Annotated in this window: 15 protein-coding genes; 9 read left to right on the forward strand and 6 right to left on the reverse strand. The window is 63.8% G+C overall.

The genetic code is table 11. From position 1 onward, the window contains the following. Nucleotides 1-88 precede the first annotated feature (88 nt). Nucleotides 89-751 (forward strand): amino acid ABC transporter permease, encoded by a 663-nt coding sequence (locus tag ACR9ZC_RS18085; RefSeq protein WP_481581336.1) that lies wholly within the window; start codon nucleotides 89-91, stop codon nucleotides 749-751. A 22-nt stretch (nucleotides 752-773) separates the two neighbouring features. On the opposite strand, the gene lepB is transcribed toward ACR9ZC_RS18085, so the two are convergent. After that, entirely contained in the window at nucleotides 774-1,481 is a 708-nt protein-coding gene (gene lepB, locus ACR9ZC_RS18090) for a signal peptidase I (RefSeq protein WP_481581337.1), read from the reverse strand. 168 nt (nucleotides 1,482-1,649) lie between these two features. Beyond that, entirely contained in the window at nucleotides 1,650-2,366 is a 717-nt protein-coding gene (locus ACR9ZC_RS18095; RefSeq protein WP_331573782.1) for a FadR/GntR family transcriptional regulator, read from the reverse strand. A 1,108-nt stretch (nucleotides 2,367-3,474) separates the two neighbouring features. Between ACR9ZC_RS18095 and ACR9ZC_RS18100 the strand changes: the two genes are divergently transcribed. Next, nucleotides 3,475-4,209 carry a Crp/Fnr family transcriptional regulator gene (locus ACR9ZC_RS18100; protein WP_173256093.1) on the forward strand — a complete coding sequence of 245 codons (735 nt, stop codon included), beginning with the start codon at nucleotides 3,475-3,477 and terminating at the stop codon, nucleotides 4,207-4,209. Nucleotides 4,210-4,314: 105 nt separating this feature from the next. Here ACR9ZC_RS18100 and rpiA read toward each other — a convergent pair whose 3' ends face one another. Next, on the reverse strand, nucleotides 4,315-5,013 hold the full coding sequence (gene rpiA / locus ACR9ZC_RS18105) for a ribose-5-phosphate isomerase RpiA (protein WP_481581338.1): 699 nt from the start codon (nucleotides 5,011-5,013) through the stop codon (nucleotides 4,315-4,317). Between the two features lie 73 nt (nucleotides 5,014-5,086). Then, nucleotides 5,087-5,896 (reverse strand): IclR family transcriptional regulator, encoded by an 810-nt coding sequence (locus ACR9ZC_RS18110; RefSeq protein ID WP_481582706.1) that lies wholly within the window; start codon nucleotides 5,894-5,896, stop codon nucleotides 5,087-5,089. 388 nt (nucleotides 5,897-6,284) lie between these two features. Between ACR9ZC_RS18110 and ACR9ZC_RS18115 the strand changes: the two genes are divergently transcribed. Genes ACR9ZC_RS18115 through ACR9ZC_RS18145 form a run of 7 tightly spaced genes read left to right on the forward strand, consistent with a single transcriptional unit; the run spans nucleotide 6,285 to nucleotide 13,172 of the window. Further along, nucleotides 6,285-7,373 carry an ABC transporter ATP-binding protein gene (locus tag ACR9ZC_RS18115; protein WP_481581339.1) on the forward strand — a complete coding sequence of 363 codons (1,089 nt, stop codon included), beginning with the start codon at nucleotides 6,285-6,287 and terminating at the stop codon, nucleotides 7,371-7,373. Beyond that, nucleotides 7,370-8,314 carry an ABC transporter permease gene (locus ACR9ZC_RS18120; protein ID WP_481581340.1) on the forward strand — a complete coding sequence of 315 codons (945 nt, stop codon included), beginning with the start codon at nucleotides 7,370-7,372 and terminating at the stop codon, nucleotides 8,312-8,314. The genes ACR9ZC_RS18115 and ACR9ZC_RS18120 overlap by 4 nt, the downstream gene beginning before the upstream one ends. A 15-nt stretch (nucleotides 8,315-8,329) precedes the next feature. Then, nucleotides 8,330-9,124, forward strand: a complete 795-nt coding sequence (locus ACR9ZC_RS18125; protein ID WP_173256087.1) for an ABC transporter permease — start codon at nucleotides 8,330-8,332, stop codon at nucleotides 9,122-9,124. Beyond that, entirely contained in the window at nucleotides 9,124-9,522 is a 399-nt protein-coding gene (locus ACR9ZC_RS18130; protein ID WP_481581341.1) for a (2Fe-2S)-binding protein, read from the forward strand. The genes ACR9ZC_RS18125 and ACR9ZC_RS18130 overlap by 1 nt, the downstream gene beginning before the upstream one ends. Continuing rightward, nucleotides 9,519-10,979, forward strand: coding sequence for an FAD/NAD(P)-dependent oxidoreductase (locus tag ACR9ZC_RS18135; RefSeq protein ID WP_481581342.1), 1,461 nt, complete (start codon nucleotides 9,519-9,521; stop codon nucleotides 10,977-10,979). Before ACR9ZC_RS18130 ends, ACR9ZC_RS18135 begins: the two co-directional genes overlap by 4 nt. After that, nucleotides 10,972-12,111 carry an NAD(P)/FAD-dependent oxidoreductase gene (locus ACR9ZC_RS18140; protein ID WP_481581343.1) on the forward strand — a complete coding sequence of 380 codons (1,140 nt, stop codon included), beginning with the start codon at nucleotides 10,972-10,974 and terminating at the stop codon, nucleotides 12,109-12,111. Before ACR9ZC_RS18135 ends, ACR9ZC_RS18140 begins: the two co-directional genes overlap by 8 nt. After that, nucleotides 12,108-13,172 (forward strand): ABC transporter substrate-binding protein, encoded by a 1,065-nt coding sequence (locus tag ACR9ZC_RS18145; RefSeq protein ID WP_481581344.1) that lies wholly within the window; start codon nucleotides 12,108-12,110, stop codon nucleotides 13,170-13,172. The genes ACR9ZC_RS18140 and ACR9ZC_RS18145 overlap by 4 nt, the downstream gene beginning before the upstream one ends. 63 nt (nucleotides 13,173-13,235) lie before the next feature. Here the strand turns inward: ACR9ZC_RS18145 and rlmB are convergent, their stop codons facing one another. Together rlmB and rnr are read right to left on the reverse strand one after the other, a co-directional pair. Beyond that, a complete protein-coding gene (rlmB, locus tag ACR9ZC_RS18150) occupies nucleotides 13,236-13,979 on the reverse strand; it encodes a 23S rRNA (guanosine(2251)-2'-O)-methyltransferase RlmB (RefSeq protein ID WP_481581345.1) in 744 nt (247 codons plus the stop codon). Between the two features lie 174 nt (nucleotides 13,980-14,153). After that, nucleotides 14,154-16,658 carry a ribonuclease R gene (gene rnr / locus ACR9ZC_RS18155; protein WP_481582707.1) on the reverse strand — a complete coding sequence of 835 codons (2,505 nt, stop codon included), beginning with the start codon at nucleotides 16,656-16,658 and terminating at the stop codon, nucleotides 14,154-14,156. Between the last annotated feature and the right edge of the window lie 101 nt (nucleotides 16,659-16,759).

A 16,759-nucleotide genomic window follows, 5' to 3' on the forward strand; every position in this document is an offset into this window, starting at 1 on the left:
CCGCCCTTTCTCTTTATCGAGCGTATATGATGTGCGCTCGCGCCGTTGCGGCACGTCGAATCGTTTAGCCCCCACGCCACCACAGGTCATGTCCTCCACAACATCCCTGCTCGTCCAGTCGATGCCCGCACTCTTGCAGGGCGCGGCACTCACCGTCAAATTCGCCGTGCTTTCGATGGCCTGCGGGCTCGTTGCCGCAGTCGGGCTCGCATTGATGGGTATCAGCCATAGTCGCCCCCTGAACTGGATCGCGCGCATCTATGTGAGTCTCATGCGCGGCACACCGATGCTCGTGCAGATCTTCGTCGTTTATTACGGGCTGCCAAGCGTCGGCATCGCGCTCGAACCGACGCCGGCGGGCGTCATCGCGCTGTCGGCGAATGTGGCCGCGTATCTATCGGAGAGCATGCGCGGCGCCATCAACGGCATTCATCGCGGCCAATGGCTGGCAGCCTACAGCCTCGGCTTGTCCAGGCGGCAGACGCTGCGCTATATCATCGGGCCGCAGGCGCTGCGCATCGCGGTGCCGAGCCTTTCGAACAGCCTGATCAGCCTCATCAAGGATACGTCGCTCGTCTCGGTCATCACGGTGACCGAACTCTTGCGCAGCGCACAGGAGATCATTGCGGCCACCTATCAGCCGCTACCGCTTTATCTCGCGGCGGCCGCAATCTATTGGGTGCTCTGCCAAGTGCTCGAATGGGTGCAGCGCTGGTACGAGCGCCGGCTGGCACTGCCGACGCGTCACTGACGGGCCGGCGTATCGCGCCTTTTCAGTAGGCCGGTAGCTTCGCGGCTGCCGCGACCGCGTCGAGCGCTGCGCCGAACCGATCGATGCGCGGCAGATAGAAATGGTCGGGGTCGAGCGAGTAGGCAACCCGGCGCGTGCGCCCCATCACTTCGCTGCGGGGAAAGAAACCGAAGTAGCGCGAGTCCGCACTATTGTCGCGATTGTCGCCGAGCATGAAGTACTTGCCGGCCGGCACGATCACGGGACCGAACGAGCTTCGCGGGCTGGGCGCCACCGGCGACCCGCGTACGACGCGAGACGACTTGTCCAGATGTTCGACGAGGTAGATCCCCGGCGAAGACGGCGCATCGCGCATGGGTGCCACGACGAGGGACCGGTACTGCGCGCGCACTCCGTTCACGTAGAGCACATTGTCGACCAGTGAAACGCTATCGCCCGGGATCGCGACGATGCGCTTGACGAGAAGCTCGTGGGCAGCCGATGAATCGATCGTCACGATATCGCCGCGTTGAGGGTCGGCAAGGTGTGCGATTCGAATGTGCGTCAGCGGCACCCGCAAATCGTAGGCCATTTTGTCGACGAAAATGCGATCCCCCTCACGAATCGTCGGCAGCATCGAGCCGCTCGGCACGGAGTTCCAGTCGGCCACGGCGCTCCGGAACACGACCATGAGGAAGATGAAGGCAATGAGGCTCTTGTTGTTGCGCCAGAGGTTGGCAAGCGTCGGCATCGATGAGCTCCCGGACGGATGATTGATTGCAAACGAGCATCGGTCATGGCCGATGCGCCTGCGATCATATCCGAGTTGCCGCGCCAGGCATGTCGAACTGCCCATTACGCGAAGGCGCGCCGAAGCCGTGCCGCATCGGCCGCGAGCGCCCCGCCGTGCCGGACTCCGTTATCGCCGGCCCGGCATCTCGACCGAGAACTCCCGGCTGACTTCATCGGCGGCCAGCTCGACGAGCGCCAGCGCCGCAGCTTCGGCTTCCTTCGGGTCGCGCCGCTCGATCGCCGAAACCAGACGTTCGTGCGTGCGCACCGAGATCTCCCAGGCGCCCTGCTTTTCCATCAGCATCGGTTGCGTCGCGGCAAGCGCTCCGCGAATGATCGCAGCCATTTGCTGGAAAAACTGGTTGCCGCTCGCATGGACGATGCGCGTATGCAGCATCTCGTTGGCGGACGCATAGCCTGCGTCTCCCGGCGCGAGCGAGCGAAACAGATCGAACGCCTCGCGAATGGCGGCCACGTCGGCCACGCTCGCCCGTACCGCGGCTTGCGCCGCCGCCCGCGGCTCGATGACCATACGAAACTCGATGACGTCGCGCATGAACAGCGGATCGGGCTTGGCCCTGAAGCGCCAGTTCACTACGTCTTCGTCGATCATGCGCCAGTCGCGCATCGAACGAATGCGCGTACCGACCTTCGGCCGGACGTCCAGCATGTGCCGCGCGAGCAGCATCGACAACGCTTCACGCATGACCGTGCGGCTGACGTCGAACTCCTTCGACAGCACGTCTTGCGGCGGAAGAATCGCCCCGTACTTCTCTTCGACGATGCCTGTGACAAGCCCGTCCATCACTTTGCTGACCAGCGAACGATCCTTCCCCTGCTCCATGACTCCCCCCGATGCGCCTATCGACGCTTACTCCCGCCTCATCCGTTGCCCGGCTACGCATCGCGCTTTCGGTACGCGATACGGTGCTTCGTTCAAATTCGCCACGCTATTGGGAAACGCCTGAACAGGGTTATCCCTCTGACGAATCACGTATGACTATGCTTGCGCGCTGCCGCTCGCTCGCGGCGTGGGCGCCAATCGTTTAGGAGACCTCACTGTCGTCTCCGCTTCGACGACGGGCGCGGTACAGGTCGCATACCGCTGCATACGAGCACCGCTTGCCGACCATCGAGCCGCGGGCCCAGGTAAGACGAATCGTCATGCTGCACGGTACTTCTCATACAAGTACAGTTCCGTTCGCAATCGCACTCACTCTTCCGAGTTTGCACGGCGTAGGCAATACAACGCGCGAAATTGCACCCCACGCACATGTCTCAACAATGAGTCATTCGCGACGCTCGTCGCTTTTACATGCGAGGGACGCCAACTCTGCGAAGCGTTGTCCGCGGGACCGTCGATGCATCCGCATCGCCAAGCCGCTGGCCGGCATGGCGGGGGGAGCCGAACCCTTGTCAGCCGGGCCTTCGCTCTCGTAGCGAAATCAGCGCGACGCAGCAACGAATGTGGCCGATGCAACACAACTGAATCAATTTCCGCCACCCAGCCCGTGCTTGCCCGCCGCCGATCGAGAGGGTGCGCTGGCTGCCCAAGGCCGTGCGCCTCGAGCCCAAAGAGCAGGCCGATCAACGGTTTACGGCAATCAAACAAAGCTGAATCTGAGGAGTCCCGGTCCACGGGCGCGTTGTGCAGATTTGAAACAAAAAGGTTGCTCGGTTCCGTAGTCCCGCGTCGCAACAGTGGTCGCTTCCGGTGCGGCGGGGCCTCGCGGGGCATGGCACGATCCTCGCTGATCCTGGCGCGCAACTGAGCGCTGCCGCACAGACGGTGGCACGGCCAGGGAGAGAAGGCCAAAACCACGCCGGGTTGAATGGCGATGTCGGAACCCAGTCGTCCGACGCATCCAAGCATCCACGGCCTTAAGCAACAAAGAGCCGCACGAGCCTATGCGCGAGAACCGCATGACGTGGCTGTTATTCGAGGACCGATCATGTTGACACTACAATCCGACCTTCACGGCAACCATCTGCTAGGGGCATTGCCGTCGCATGAATGGCAAGCGCTGACGCCTCATCTCGAGTTGGTTCATCTTCGCACAGAGCAATTGCTGTGCGACTGCGGACACAAGATCCATCACGTCTACTTCCCGACGACGGCCATCATCTCGATCCTCTCGATGATGGAAGACGGCGGTTCTGTCGAACTCGCCGCCGTCGGCCGTGAGGGCATGACGGGCGTACAAGTGCTGACCGGCGGGGAGACGATGCCGAGTCGTGTCCAAGTGCAATGCGCGGGTTTTGCCTACCGAATGAGCGCTCAGCAATTGAAACAGGAGATCGCGCGTTCCGATCTCCTGCGCCGGCTGATGCTGCTTTATATGCAGGCCCTTCTCACGCAAGTCGCACAAACGGCCGCCTGCAACCGGCACCACTCGCTCAGCAAGCAACTATGCCGTTGGCTGCTGATCGAAATCGACCGGGCCGCCACGAACGAGCTGGCCGTGACGCAACAGATGATCGCCGACATGCTCGGCGTGCGCCGCGAGGGCATTACCGAGGCCGCCGGCAAGCTGCACGAGCAGGGCCTCATCCATCACAGCCGAGGGCATATCAAGGTGCTCGATCGCAAAGGCCTCGAATCGCGTGCTTGCGAATGCTACGGGCTCGTGAAACGCGAATTCGACCGGCTGCTGCCGAGCCTGCATCAAACGAACGCCGTCACCTGAGCGCACGACGTAGTCCGCACCGCGGTGCAAGCCGCGGTGCGATGCCCAACGCTCGGGTCCGCGCGCGAATGCCTTCCCGTTGCGCTCGCGCGCCGAACGCGCGGCTTACCTTGGTGCGCCGTAAAGAATCGATTCGACGCCCGTTCCGGAGCCCAACAGGCACAGATCCGCGCCTCGTGCGGCGAACAGCCCGACGGTGACGACACCGGGCCACGCGTTGATCGTCGCCTCGAGTTCGCGCGGCGCGGCGATCTGCAAGCCCTTTACGTCGAGAATCTCGTTGCCGTTGTCCGTGATATAAGGCGCGCCGTCCTGCCGCACGCGCAGCACCGGCACCCCGCCGAGCCCCATGACTCGCCGCCCGATCGCCGTGCGTGCCATCGGCACGACCTCGATCGGCAATGGAAAGCTGCCAAGCACATCGACCCGCTTCGATGCATCGGCGATACAGACGAATACTTCGGATACCGAAGCAACGATTTTCTCGCGGGTGAGCGCGCCGCCGCCGCCCTTGATCATGGCGCCGCTCGCGTCGATCTCGTCGGCGCCGTCGACATAGACGGGCAGCGATTCGATCTCGTTCAGATCGAACACGCGAATGCCGTGCTGCTCGAGCCGTGCCGTGGTGGCAACCGAGCTCGACACCGCGCCGCGGTAACGCGCCCGATGCGGTGCCAGCGCTTCGATGAAACAATTTGCCGTGGATCCGGTGCCGACGCCGATGACGGCGCCCTCCGGAGCGTGGGCATTCACGTAGTCGGCGGCGGCTTGGCCGACCATGCGCTTGAGTTCGTCTTGGGTCATGAGGAGCAGCTCGATGTGAGGCGAAAAGCGCTGATTTTACCGGAGTCCCCCGCCCTGATCTCGACGCCGCGGGTCATACGCTGCGCGGGTGCGGCACGACATCGGCAAGCGCGTGCGTCGGCCGGCGCCGCAGCGCGACGTCGAACGGATTGGCCAACGGCCCGATCGCATCGGCCTGCCGTTTCAGCAGCTCCACGATCATCGGCAGCCGTTCCTCGTTGAGCCTCGAAGCCAGGGTGCCCACGCTCAACGCCGCAATGGCCGTACCCGTGCGATCGAGGATCGGTACGGCCACGCCTGCCATGCCGTCGAGCACGCCGCTGTTGCGTCCCGCGTAGCCAAGCTGCCGCACGCGTTCGATCTCGGTGCGCAGGTAGACCTCGTCGAGTACGCCGTATCCGCGAATACGCGGCACGTTGAAGCGGATGATTTCTTCCCGTTCGGCTTCGGGCAAGAACGCAAGGATTGCGAGGCTGCCTTGTCCGACACCCAGTGCGATTCGTCCGCCGATGTCGCTCGTGAACGACCGGATCGGAAACGGTCCCTCGCAGATGTCGAGACACACTGCATCGAACCCGCTCTTCGCCAGTAAAAAAATCGTCTCGCCGAGACTGGCGCATAGCCTCAGCAGCGATGGGCGGCAAAGCGTGCGCAACCCGCCGGGGTTGCCCGCGAGCGCGGCCAGCGCGAAGAAATCGAGGCCGAGCCGGTAGCGCTTGCTCTGCTCGTCTTGTTCGACCGCGCCTTCCGCGATCAACGCGTGCAGGATGCGATGCGTCGTGCCCTGCGTAAGGCCCACGGACTTGGCGAGCTGCGTTACGCGCGCGCCATCGGCCTGCGCAGCTGCCAACGCGCGAATCACGGCGAATGCGCGCGGCAGCATGCCGCTCGCGCGCGCGTCGTCCGCCTGCTCGGACGCTGCCCGCGCCGGTGTGCCATCCGAGACGGAGGATTGCCTCATATATGCGACCGTTATTCCATTGAGTGAAACTATCTATGCCAGCTCCTCGAAAGCGAGTATCTCAGTTTTCGAGCGTGCGCGTGAGATGCGGCTTGAGACAGCGGGCAAACCCTGATCGTCCGCAATGGAATGAAGCGAGGGAAAGATACCTCCACGTTCCGCTCAATGGAATTTTTTCGATTTTCCTCCCGCTCACCGGAATTCCAAATTGACGCGACAAATCTGTCTGGACAGAATCAGCCGTGCCTCGCGCCCCATGGCGATATCGCCATCGATGGTGTCGCGGCGTCGCGGTTACAGAGGATCCGCCATGTCGTTTCTCAAGCTCACCGATCTTTCGAAGTCGTTCGGCGATCTGCAGGCCGTACGCAACCTGAACCTGTCGGTCGAAAAGGGTGAATTCGTTTCCTTGCTCGGTCCATCCGGGTGCGGCAAAACCACGACGCTGCAGATGATCGCCGGTTTCCTCGACGTATCGAGCGGCAGCATTGCGCTCGACGGATGCGACATCACACATCTGAAGCCCAATCGACGCGGGCTCGGCGTCGTGTTCCAAAGCTACGCGCTGTTTCCACACATGAGCGTCGCGCAGAACGTCCGGTTCGGACTCGAGATGCGCGGCACCGATCGCAAGGAAAGCGAGGAGCGCGTGCGTGAAGCGCTCTCGCTCGTTCATCTGGACGCGCTCGCCCACCGCTTCCCGCGCGAACTCTCGGGCGGCCAGCGTCAGCGGGTCGCACTGGCTCGCGCCATCGTCATCGCGCCGCCGGTCCTGCTGCTCGACGAGCCGATGTCGAACCTCGACGCCAAGCTGCGCGAGGAAATGCAGTTCGAACTCCGCGCGATCCAACGGCGCATCGGCACGACGACCATCATGGTCACGCACGATCAGTCCGAAGCGCTGTCCATCAGCGACCGCGTCGTCGTCATGGAGGCAGGCCGCATTACGCAGATCGATACGCCCTATCGAGCCTACGAGCGCCCCGAGAACCGCTTCGTTTCGCAATTCATCGGCAAGGCGAATCTGCTCGCGGGCACGGTGCTCGCGAACGACGGCGATGAAATCCGCATCGACCTCGGGCATGACGTCGTTGCCGTCGGACGCGCGGTGCTCAGCGGCAACGGCCGTGGCGACCCCGGCAAGGGCGACGCGGTGACGGTCTGTATCCGCCCGGAAAAGCTCAAGCTTTGCGAGTCGAGCCGCGGCCGCCTGGACGCCACCGTGACGAGCCGTTTCTTCCTCGGCAGCCAATGGCTTTATCGGGTGGCTTCCCCGCTCGGGGAAGTGCTCGTGTGTTGCCAGAACGAAGGCGGGGAGCCGATCGCAGAAGGACAGCAGGTCGGTGTCGATTGGACCAACGACGCCATCCGCTTCGTCGAGACCGAGGCGCGACAATGACGATCGCTGCATCGAAGTCCTCGCAGCCCCCATCGGTGCGCACGACATCGACCGTCGCCGCATCGCCGGCGTTGCCGTCGACCGGTACGCCGTGGCGATCCTATGTGCCGCTGTGGCTCGCGAGCGCGCCCGCATTCGTGCTGTTTGCGACCCTCGTGTTCGTACCGCTCGCGATGACGCTCGTGCTGACGTTCTATCGCTTCGATCCGTCGAGCGGCCCCATCGCCGCGTTTCAGTTCGGCAACTACATCGAGGTCGTCGGTTCCCCTTACTATCAGACCATCTTCGCGCGCACGTTCGCCATCGCGTTCGTGACGACGGTGGCATGCGTTGCGATCGGCGCGCCCGAAGCCTATGTGCTCTCGCGCATGCGCGACCCTTGGCGCTCGTTGTTCCTGCTCGCGATTCTGGCGCCCCTGCTCGTCTCCGTCGTCGTCCGCGCGTTCGGCTGGAGCATGCTGCTCAACACGAACGGCCTCGTCAATCAGGCGTTCGCCTTGTTCGGCCTCGGGCCTTTCAAACTCGAATACACGTCGTTCGCGATCGTCATCGCACTCGTGCACGTCATGCTGCCGTTCATGGTCATTCCCGTCTGGACCGCCCTGCAAAGGCTCGATCCGCAAACCGAGCAAGCCGCGCTGTCGCTGATGGCAACGCCCTGGGTCACGCTTTATCGCATCGTGCTGCCGCAGGTGATGCCGGGCATTCTGTCGGGCAGCCTGATGGTGTTCGGCCTATCGGCCAGCGCATTTGCGATTCCGGGCCTGCTGGGAGGGCGGCGCCTGAAAATGGCCGCGACCGCGGTCTACGATCAATTTCTCGGCTCGCTCGACTGGCCGCTCGGTGCAACGATCGCGCTGTTGCTGCTGGCCGCCAATCTCGCCGTCATGCTCACCTATTACCGCGTGCTCGAGCGCCGTTACGCGCGCAGCATGGGTTGAGACCGGAACTTCGCCATGAGACGTAACGGACCTCTCGCACTCGCGTTTCATACGCTCGTGATCCTGTTCGTGCTTGCACCGCTTGCCATCGTCGTGCTCGTGGCATTCACGCCCGACGAGACACTGACGTTGCCGACGCACGGGCTTTCGCTGCGCTGGTTTCGCGCCATTCTCAATTACCCCGATTTCATTGGCGCGTTCTTCAACAGCGTGAAACTCGCGTTCCTGGCGTCAACACTCTCGCTCGCGATCGCCCTGCCGGCTGGACTTGCGATTGCCCGCGCGCGTTTTCCGGGGCGGAACTTTCTCAACGCGTTGATGCTCTCGCCGCTCGTCATTCCCGGGCTCGTGCTGGGTATCGCGTTTTTGCGGTTTTTTGCCGTGATCGGCGCGACGGGCTCGTTTGCCTGGCTCGTCATAGCGCACGTGGTCATCGTCACGCCGTTCGTATTGCGTTTGATCCTGGCCGCCGCTAGCGGGCTCGATCGCAGCGTCGAGCACGCCGCGTTCTCGCTCGGCGCGAGCGCATGGACCACGTTCCGGCGCATCACGTTGCCGATGATTCTGCCCGGCATCACCGGCGGCTGGTTGCTCGCATTCATCAACAGCTTTGACGAACTGACCATGTCGATCTTCGTCACGTCGCCGCAAACCGTCACGTTGCCGGTGCGCATGTACATGTACGCGACGGAGTCGATCGACCCGATGATGGCATCCGTCTCCACGCTCGTAATCGCGATCTCCGCCGCGGCGATGCTGCTGCTCGACCGCATATACGGGCTCAACCGCGTCCTGATCGGCAATCATTGATGCTTGGCACTCCTGATCGGCAAGCCGACGCCTGCCACCCCTGCGATCCGCAATTCGTTCGTGTCGCCGAGACGCGTCGTGCGAGCGTCTCCTTCTTTCTCGACGGCCGCGAGGCGCAAGCGCTGGTTGGCGATACGGTGCTCACCGCTGTGCTTTTGCAGCAGCGGTTCGTGCGCCATAGCGAATTCAACGACGAGCCGCGTGCCGGCTTCTGCCTCATCGGCGCATGCCAGGACTGCTGGCTGTACACCGAAGCCGGCGAGCGCATACGCGCATGCTCGACGCCGATCGTGGCAGGCATGCGCCTCGTCACGCGCGCCAGGGCCAGCGGCATGAACTGCGACGGGGACCGTGCGGCCGCGCCTGGTGACGGCACGGCGTGGAGCGGCGAACGATGACCGACGCTGCGTGCATTGTCATCGTCGGCGCGGGTCCCGCGGGCGTGCGGGCGGCCGAAACGCTCGTCGCAGCGGGATTGCGTCCGCTCGTGCTCGATGAGCAATCGCGTTGCGGCGGGCAGATCTATCGGCAGCCGGCCGCCGGTGCCGGTTTCGAACGCTCGAAGCGTACGCTCTACGGATTCGAGGCAGCCAAAGCCCATGCGCTCCATTCGACGATGGAGGCGCTGCTCCCCCATATTGGCTATCAGGCCGATACGCTGGTCTGGGACTGCGAGGCGCGCAATGGACAAGGCGGCCGGCTCGTGGCGCTGCATGATGCACGCGAGCAGAACGTGCCTTTCTCCCACCTGATCCTCGCAACAGGCGCGACCGATCGCGTCTTGCCGATACCCGGATGGACGCTGCCAGGCGTCTATACGCTCGGCGGTGCGCAAACAGCGCTCAAGGCGCAAGGTTGCGCGATCGGCTCGCAGATCGTATTCGCCGGTACAGGGCCGCTCCTTTACCTCGTCGCATACCAATATGCGAAAGCCGGTGCGTGCGTCGCCGCCGTGCTCGATACGAGCCCGCTCGCCGCGCAGGCTCGAGCGCTGCCGAAGCTCGCTCGCCAGCCAGCCACGTTGGCCAAGGGCGTCTACTACGTCGGCTGGCTCCAGGCCCACGGCGTGCGGATCGAACGCAACGTGACGCTGGAGCGCGTGCACGGAGAACGGTCCGTCACGGGTCTCGCATGGCGTCGCGCTGATGCCGGGAACGGCGACGAGGCTATCGTCCAAACAATCCGGTGCGATGCACTCGCGCTCGGCTTTGGGCTGCGTCCCGAAACCCAACTGGCCGACATTGCGGGTTGCCGCTTCCGCTTCGACGACACCACGCAGTGCTGGCTGCCCGAGCGCGACGCGGCAGGACGCAGTTCCATTGCGGGGATCTATCTCGCGGGCGACGGTGCGGGGATAGCCGGAGCCGATGCCGCGGAACTTGCCGGCCGGCGCGCGGCGCTCGCGGTACTCGAGGACTTGCAGTGCGAAGCCTCGCCCGATGCGCATCGCGAAGAAACGGCATCGCTCGAACGTGCAATGAAGAGGATCGCCGTCTTTCGCTCGGGATTGGAAGCCGCGTTCCCGCCGCCTTTTGGCCGTGCCGCATCGTGGCCCGATGACACGATCGTGTGCCGTTGCGAGCAGATCGACGCAGGCACGCTGCGACGCTGCGTGCGCGCCGGTGAGGCCAAGGAGATCAATCGTCTGAAGGCGCTGACGCGGGTCGGTATGGGTCGCTGCCAAGGGCGCATGTGCGGTGAAGCAGCGCTCGCGCTGATCGCCGACGAGACCGATTGTTCGATGCAAACCGTGGGGCGCTTGCGGGCGCAGGCTCCCGTCAAGCCGATTCCGCTCGCAGCCGCACTCGGGGACGATGCGCTTGCCGCCATTCCGGAGCATGCGCGCGATGAGTGAGCTCCATCACTACGACGTGGCAATAGCGGGCGGCGGGCTCGTCGGCGCTTCGGCGGCACTCGCGCTCGCACGGGCCGGCTTGCGCGTCGTGCTGTTCGAGCGCCGCTACTGCGGCGCTCAGGCCAGCGGTGTCAATTACGGTGGCGTACGGTGCCAAGGCCGCCCCGCCGAGCAATTGCCGCTTGCGATGCGCGCGCGCGAGGTCTGGCGGCGTTTGCCCGAATCGATCGGTATCGATGGCGAGTTCGTGGTGTCGGGCCATCTGCGGCTCGCTCGCAGCGAGGCCGACCTGGCGGGACTCGCCGAGTACGTGCACATGGCCGCCGAGCACGGACTGCACCTCGAGTTCATCGCCGGCCGGGCGTTTCGCACGCGTTATCCGTGGCTCGGCTCAGCCGCGATCGGCGGATCGCTCTGCGAGACCGACGGGCACGCCAATCCGAGGCTCGTGTCCCCGGCGTTTGCGCAGGCGGCACGCCGCGCGGGCGCCGACGTACTCGAGCTGACCCCGCTCGACGATGCGACATATGACGGTGCGCGTTTTCACTTGTCGGCAAACGGCCGGCGATTCAGCGCGGATTGGCTCATCAATGCCGCCGGCGCGTGGGCCAATACGATCGCGCAACGCTTCGGCGACGCAGTCCCGATGCAGCCGATCTACCCGAACATGTGGGTGACGGAGCCGCTACCGCAATTCATCACGCACAACCTCGGCGTCTACGGCGGTGGCATCTACGCACGCCAAGTCGCGCGCGGCAACTGCATCATTGGCGGCGGGCGCGGTTATGGCGACGGTCAATATGCACAGCCTTCCTCCGACACCACGCGTACGGTCATGCGCGATGCCTGCGCGTTGCTGCCGATGCTGCGCGAAGCGCTGTTGATCCGCTCATGGAGCGGTGTCGAGGGATGCACGCCCGATCACAACCCGATCATCGGTGCCAGCCACCGGGTACCGCGCCTGTTACATGCATTCGGTTTTTCCGGCGGCGGCTTTTTGCTTGCCCCGGGCGTCGGCGAAGTGCTTGCCGAGCTCGTGGTCTCCGGCGCAACCGCAACACCGCTTGCCGCGTTCGATGTCGACCGATTCGTTCCCGCTGCAGCTTCGCTGCCCAGCATTACTTCGTCATGAGGAGACCCGTCGTGAAACCGTCGTCGATCTTGTCGTCCGTTGCCGTTACTCTATGCGTCGCCGCTGCCGCGACAGCCGTTCACGCTCAATCGAAAACGCTGTACATCGGCATGAATGGCGGGCCGATGGAAAAGGCCTATACGAGCCAGGTCCTGCCGATGTTCGAGCAGGCCAATAATGCGAAGGTGGTTGTCGTGCCCGGCACTTCGTCCGATATCCTCGCGAAGCTGCTCGCCAATCGCGATAAGCCGCAGATTCATGTCGCCTTTCTCGACGACGGTGTCATGGCGCGAGCCGTCAGCATGGGGTTGTGCGAAAAGCTCGACGATTCGCCCGTGCTCAAGGAGCTCTATCCGTTTGCGCGAATGAAAGACGATGTCGGCGCGGGCGTGCAACTCGGCATGACCGGCATCGCGTACAACACGAAGCTGTTTACGCAGAAAGGATGGTCCGCGCCCAGCTCGTGGCTCGATTTCGCCGATCCGAAATACAAGGGCAAGGTGGTGTTCCAGTCGGAATCGAGCAGCACATTCGGGCTGCACGGTTTTCTCGCGCTCAATCGCCTCTGGGGCGGCAGCGAGAAAAACGTCGAACCGGGGTTTACGAAATGGCCCAATACCGTCGGGCCCAACGTCGTCGAGTACGTCCCGAATTCGGCGAAGATTTCGGAGATGGTGCAAACGGGCGAAGCCGGCCTCTTTCCGCTGACGCCGACCGCCGTGGCCGATCTGCAGGACAAGGGCTTGCCCGTGGCCTACGTTTCGCCCAAGGAAGGGCCGGTGCTGCTGCTCGTCGATGTGTGCGTCGTCAAGCACAACCCCGATCCGCAACTCGCGCAGAAGCTTGCGCAGTTCCTGCTGTCGAAGCCCGCGCAGGAAAAAGCGGCTGAGGCGGGCAAGCAGATTCCGACCAACCGGTTGGCTACGATGCCGGCATCGATGCAAAAGAGCCTCGGGAACGTCGAGAGCCTGCTGAGCAAGGTTACCGTCGTCGATTGGGATTCGATCAATGCGCGCCGTCCGGAATGGGATAAGCGCTGGAATCAGCAGATCGAGCGCTGATAAGGCATCCGCACGCCAACGCTGCCACTTGCAGCGGCTCCGGTGGCGTGCCGTTTGACGACGTCAGGGCTTGGCGGTCCGCTGTCTCACCGCTTCGAACAAACAGACACCGCTCGCCACGGAGACATTGAGGCTCTCCACCGTCCCCGCCATCGGTATCTGCATGACTTCGTCGCAGGTGTCGCGCGTGAGGCGCCGCATCCCCTCGCCCTCCGCGCCCATGACGAGCGCCACGGGCCCGTCGAGTTTCGTGCCGTAAAGGCTCGCGGACGCATCTCCCGAGGTGCCGACCACCCATACGCCGGCATCCTTGAGCTCGCGCAATGCGCGTGCGAGGTTGGTCACCGTGATGTAGGGCACTGTGTCGGCCGCGCCGCTCGCGACCTTGGCCGCCGTCGCGTTCAGCCCGACCGCGCGGTCGCGCGGTGCGATTACAGCGTGCGCACCGGCTGCATCGGCCACGCGAAGGCATGCGCCGAGATTGTGAGGATCCGTCACGCCGTCGAGCACGAGCAAAAGCGCCGGGCCCTGGATCCCGTCGAGCAGTTCGGCAAGATTTTGCGCGAGCGGCAAATCGCTTGCGCGCGCGACGACGCCTTGATGACGCTCGGTATGCGCAAGGCCCCAAAGACGTGTCTCGTCAGCCGCGATCAACCGGACGCCCGCTTCCTTCGCCGTGTGCAGGAAGTCCTGCATACGGCGGTCGCGCCGCGTCGCGTCGTAAAAGACTTCTTCGACTGTGGACGCGTCGTGACGCAAGCGCGCCGTCACTGCGTGAAACCCGTAGAGAACCTTGAGACGTGCCATAGCTGAATCGAAAAATCGTGTGAGTATGCGATGCGAGCAGCCGATAAAAGCCGCTCGCTATCACGGGCATGCGGACATGCTGACATGCGCCGATGGGATGCCCGGCACCGAAGCGTCCGACATGCGTGGACGGTAAGCCGGTGCGCGCCGCGCCGCACCGGCAAGCTACCGCGGTTACTTCTTGCGCACGTGCGATTTCGAAGCCGGCTTCGTCGCAGCGCCTCGTTTCCTGGCTGCTTGCCCGCGTGCGGCTCGCGCCTCCTTCACAGCCGGCGTCTTGCCCGGCGCGGCCTTCTTGCGCGCCGTGGACTCGCCATTTGCAAGCGTTCGCACGCGCGCACCAGCCGGCTCCGCAACCGCTCGCTCGGCCAGCGCCGCACGCTGTTGCACGACCGCCGTCTTCGTCACGGTATCGCGCACGAGCCGGAAGTCGATCTTGCGGGCATCGAGATCGACACGGCCCACTTGCACGCGCACGCGATCGGACAATCGATAGCGAATGCCGGTACGCTCGCCGCGCAGCTCGTTCTTGATCTCGTCGTATTGGAAATAGTCCGCGCCGAGCTCGGTCACATGCACGAGCCCTTCGATGAAGAGCGCGTCGAGTTGCACGAAGATGCCGAACGACGTCACGCCGCTCACCATCCCACCGTATTCCTCGCCAAGCTTGTCGCGCATGAAGTAGCACTTGAGCCAGGTCTCGACGTCGCGCGAAGCTTCGTCGGCACGCCGCTCGTTGGACGAGCAGTGCAAACCGAGTTCTTCCCAGATTGCCGTATTCGGCCCACCGTTGTTGCGCGGCGCAGATTCGTCAGCTTGCTGCAACGCACGCGCTTTCGGCGAGAGCGCCGTATTCAGCGTGACGCCGAGCGGTGGCTGCGGCCGATATTTACGGCCCGCCAGAATGGCATAGATCGCGCGATGCGTAAGCAGATCGGGATAGCGTCGAATCGGGCTCGTGAAATGCGCGTAGGCCTCGTAGGCCAGACCGAAGTGCCCGATGTTATCGGGGCTGTAGACGGCCTGCTGCATCGAGCGCAGCAGCATCGTTTGCAACATCTGCGCGTCGGGCCGGTCGCGGATCTGTGCCATGAGCGCCGCGTAATCGCTCGCATGCGGCGTCTCGCCGCCGCCCAGCGAGAGCCCCATACCACGCAGGAACGTGCGCAGGTTTTCGAGCTTTTCGGCGGTCGGACCTGCGTGAACGCGGTAAAGCCCCGGATGCTTGTTGCGCTTCAAAAAGTCGGCGGCACAAACATTCGCCGCCAACATGCACTCTTCGATGAGCTTGTGCGCGTCGTTTCGCTGACGCGGCAAAATCTGCTCGATCTTGCCTTGCGCATTGCAGACGATATAGGTTTCCGTCGTATCGAAATCGATCGCCCCGCGCTTTTGGCGCGCGGCAAGCAGGGATTTGAATACGCCGTAGAGGTTCTGCAGCTGCGGCACCAGTACGCTACGCCGTGCGGCCTCGGGACCTTTCGTATTGGCGAGTATCGCCGCAACCTCGGTGTAAGTCAGGCGCGCGGCCGAGTGCATGACGGCCGGATAGAACTGATAGGCCTTGATCTCTCCCCTGCCCGTGATGACCATGTCGCACACGAGCACGCACCGGTCCACCTGCGGGTTCAGCGAGCAAAGACCGTTCGACAGCTTCTCGGGCAGCATCGGGATCACGCGCCGCGGGAAATAGACCGACGTGCTGCGTTCGATTGCGTCGGCATCGAGCGCCGTCTCGGGCTGGACGTAGTGCGAGACATCGGCAATCGCCACGATCAGGCGAAAGCCATCGCCACGGCCGACCTTCATCGGTTCGCAGTAGACGGCATCGTCGAAGTCCCGCGCATCTTCGCCATCGATCGTCACGAGCGGCACATCGCGCAAGTCCACGCGATGGCGCAGATCGGCCGGCCTGACTTCGTCGGGCAGCTTTGCGGCTTCGGCGAGCGCCTGCGGATTGAACTCGTGCGGCACGCCGTACTTGCGCACCGCGATTTCGATTTCCATGCCCGGGTCGTCTATGTCCCCGAGTATCTCGGACACGCGGCCTAGTGGCTGCGAATGCCGGCTCGGGAAATCGGTCAGCTCGACCACCACGACCTGCCCGACCTTCGCTTTTTTCGTGCTTTGCGTGATCAGAATGTCGTGACCGATCCGCTTGTCCTCGGGGGCGACGATCAGCGCGCCGTTTTCGCTCAGCAGTCTGCCGATCACACGCTTGTTGGCGCGGTCGGTGACCTCGACGATGTGCCCCTCCGGCCGCCCGCGCCGATCGTAGCCGATGACGCGCGCGAGTACGCGATCGTTATGCATGACCTTTTGCATTTCAGCGTTCGGCAGGAACAGATCGTCCTGGCCATCGTCTCGCACGACGAAGCCGTAGCCGTCGCGATGACCCTGTACGCGGCCGGCGACAAAATTCGAAGGATGAGTCAGCTGGTAGTAGCCGCGCTTGTCGAGGCGGATCTGGCCGTCGCGTTCCATTGCGCCAAGGCGTTTGAAGAAGCCTTCGCGCTCCTGGCGCTTGATCGAAAGCGTCTCGGCAATGTCGTTCGCGGTGAGCGGCGTGTCGCTGGTGCGCAGCACGCCGAGAATCTCTTCGCGGCTCGGGATCGGGTACGGGTATTTGCTCAAGGGACGCGTGTCGGTGGTTTGTTCTTGTTCCGGGGTATGAGACATCATGGCAATGCGGGCGATTCTAACACTGTGGATCGTGGCACCGGGCAGCCGGCGGGCCGCGGCAGGGAGCCGGGTGGCTTCGGGCAGGCGTTGCGGCCGTA

The organism is Trinickia sp. HAY1-2D, from assembly GCF_056754935.1.

Excerpts from the sequence above, each read along its gene's own strand:
- ACR9ZC_RS18145 (WP_481581344.1), top strand. The coding sequence starts at position 12,108 with ATGAGGAGACCCGTCGTGAAACCGTCGTCGATCTTGTCGTCCGTTGCC.
- rlmB (WP_481581345.1), bottom strand. The coding sequence starts at position 13,979 with ATGGCACGTCTCAAGGTTCTCTACGGGTTTCACGCAGTGACGGCGCGC.
- ACR9ZC_RS18110 (WP_481582706.1), bottom strand. The coding sequence starts at position 5,896 with ATGCTGCCGCGCGCATTCGCCGTGATTCGCGCGTTGGCAGCTGCGCAG.
- ACR9ZC_RS18085 (WP_481581336.1), top strand. The coding sequence starts at position 89 with ATGTCCTCCACAACATCCCTGCTCGTCCAGTCGATGCCCGCACTCTTG.
- ACR9ZC_RS18095 (WP_331573782.1), bottom strand. The coding sequence starts at position 2,366 with ATGGAGCAGGGGAAGGATCGTTCGCTGGTCAGCAAAGTGATGGACGGG.
- ACR9ZC_RS18125 (WP_173256087.1), top strand. The coding sequence starts at position 8,330 with ATGAGACGTAACGGACCTCTCGCACTCGCGTTTCATACGCTCGTGATC.
- rnr (WP_481582707.1), bottom strand. The coding sequence starts at position 16,658 with ATGTCTCATACCCCGGAACAAGAACAAACCACCGACACGCGTCCCTTG.
- ACR9ZC_RS18130 (WP_481581341.1), top strand. The coding sequence starts at position 9,124 with ATGCTTGGCACTCCTGATCGGCAAGCCGACGCCTGCCACCCCTGCGAT.
- ACR9ZC_RS18135 (WP_481581342.1), top strand. The coding sequence starts at position 9,519 with ATGACCGACGCTGCGTGCATTGTCATCGTCGGCGCGGGTCCCGCGGGC.
- ACR9ZC_RS18140 (WP_481581343.1), top strand. The coding sequence starts at position 10,972 with ATGAGTGAGCTCCATCACTACGACGTGGCAATAGCGGGCGGCGGGCTC.
- ACR9ZC_RS18120 (WP_481581340.1), top strand. The coding sequence starts at position 7,370 with ATGACGATCGCTGCATCGAAGTCCTCGCAGCCCCCATCGGTGCGCACG.
- rpiA (WP_481581338.1), bottom strand. The coding sequence starts at position 5,013 with ATGACCCAAGACGAACTCAAGCGCATGGTCGGCCAAGCCGCCGCCGAC.
- ACR9ZC_RS18115 (WP_481581339.1), top strand. The coding sequence starts at position 6,285 with ATGTCGTTTCTCAAGCTCACCGATCTTTCGAAGTCGTTCGGCGATCTG.
- lepB (WP_481581337.1), bottom strand. The coding sequence starts at position 1,481 with ATGCCGACGCTTGCCAACCTCTGGCGCAACAACAAGAGCCTCATTGCC.
- ACR9ZC_RS18100 (WP_173256093.1), top strand. The coding sequence starts at position 3,475 with ATGTTGACACTACAATCCGACCTTCACGGCAACCATCTGCTAGGGGCA.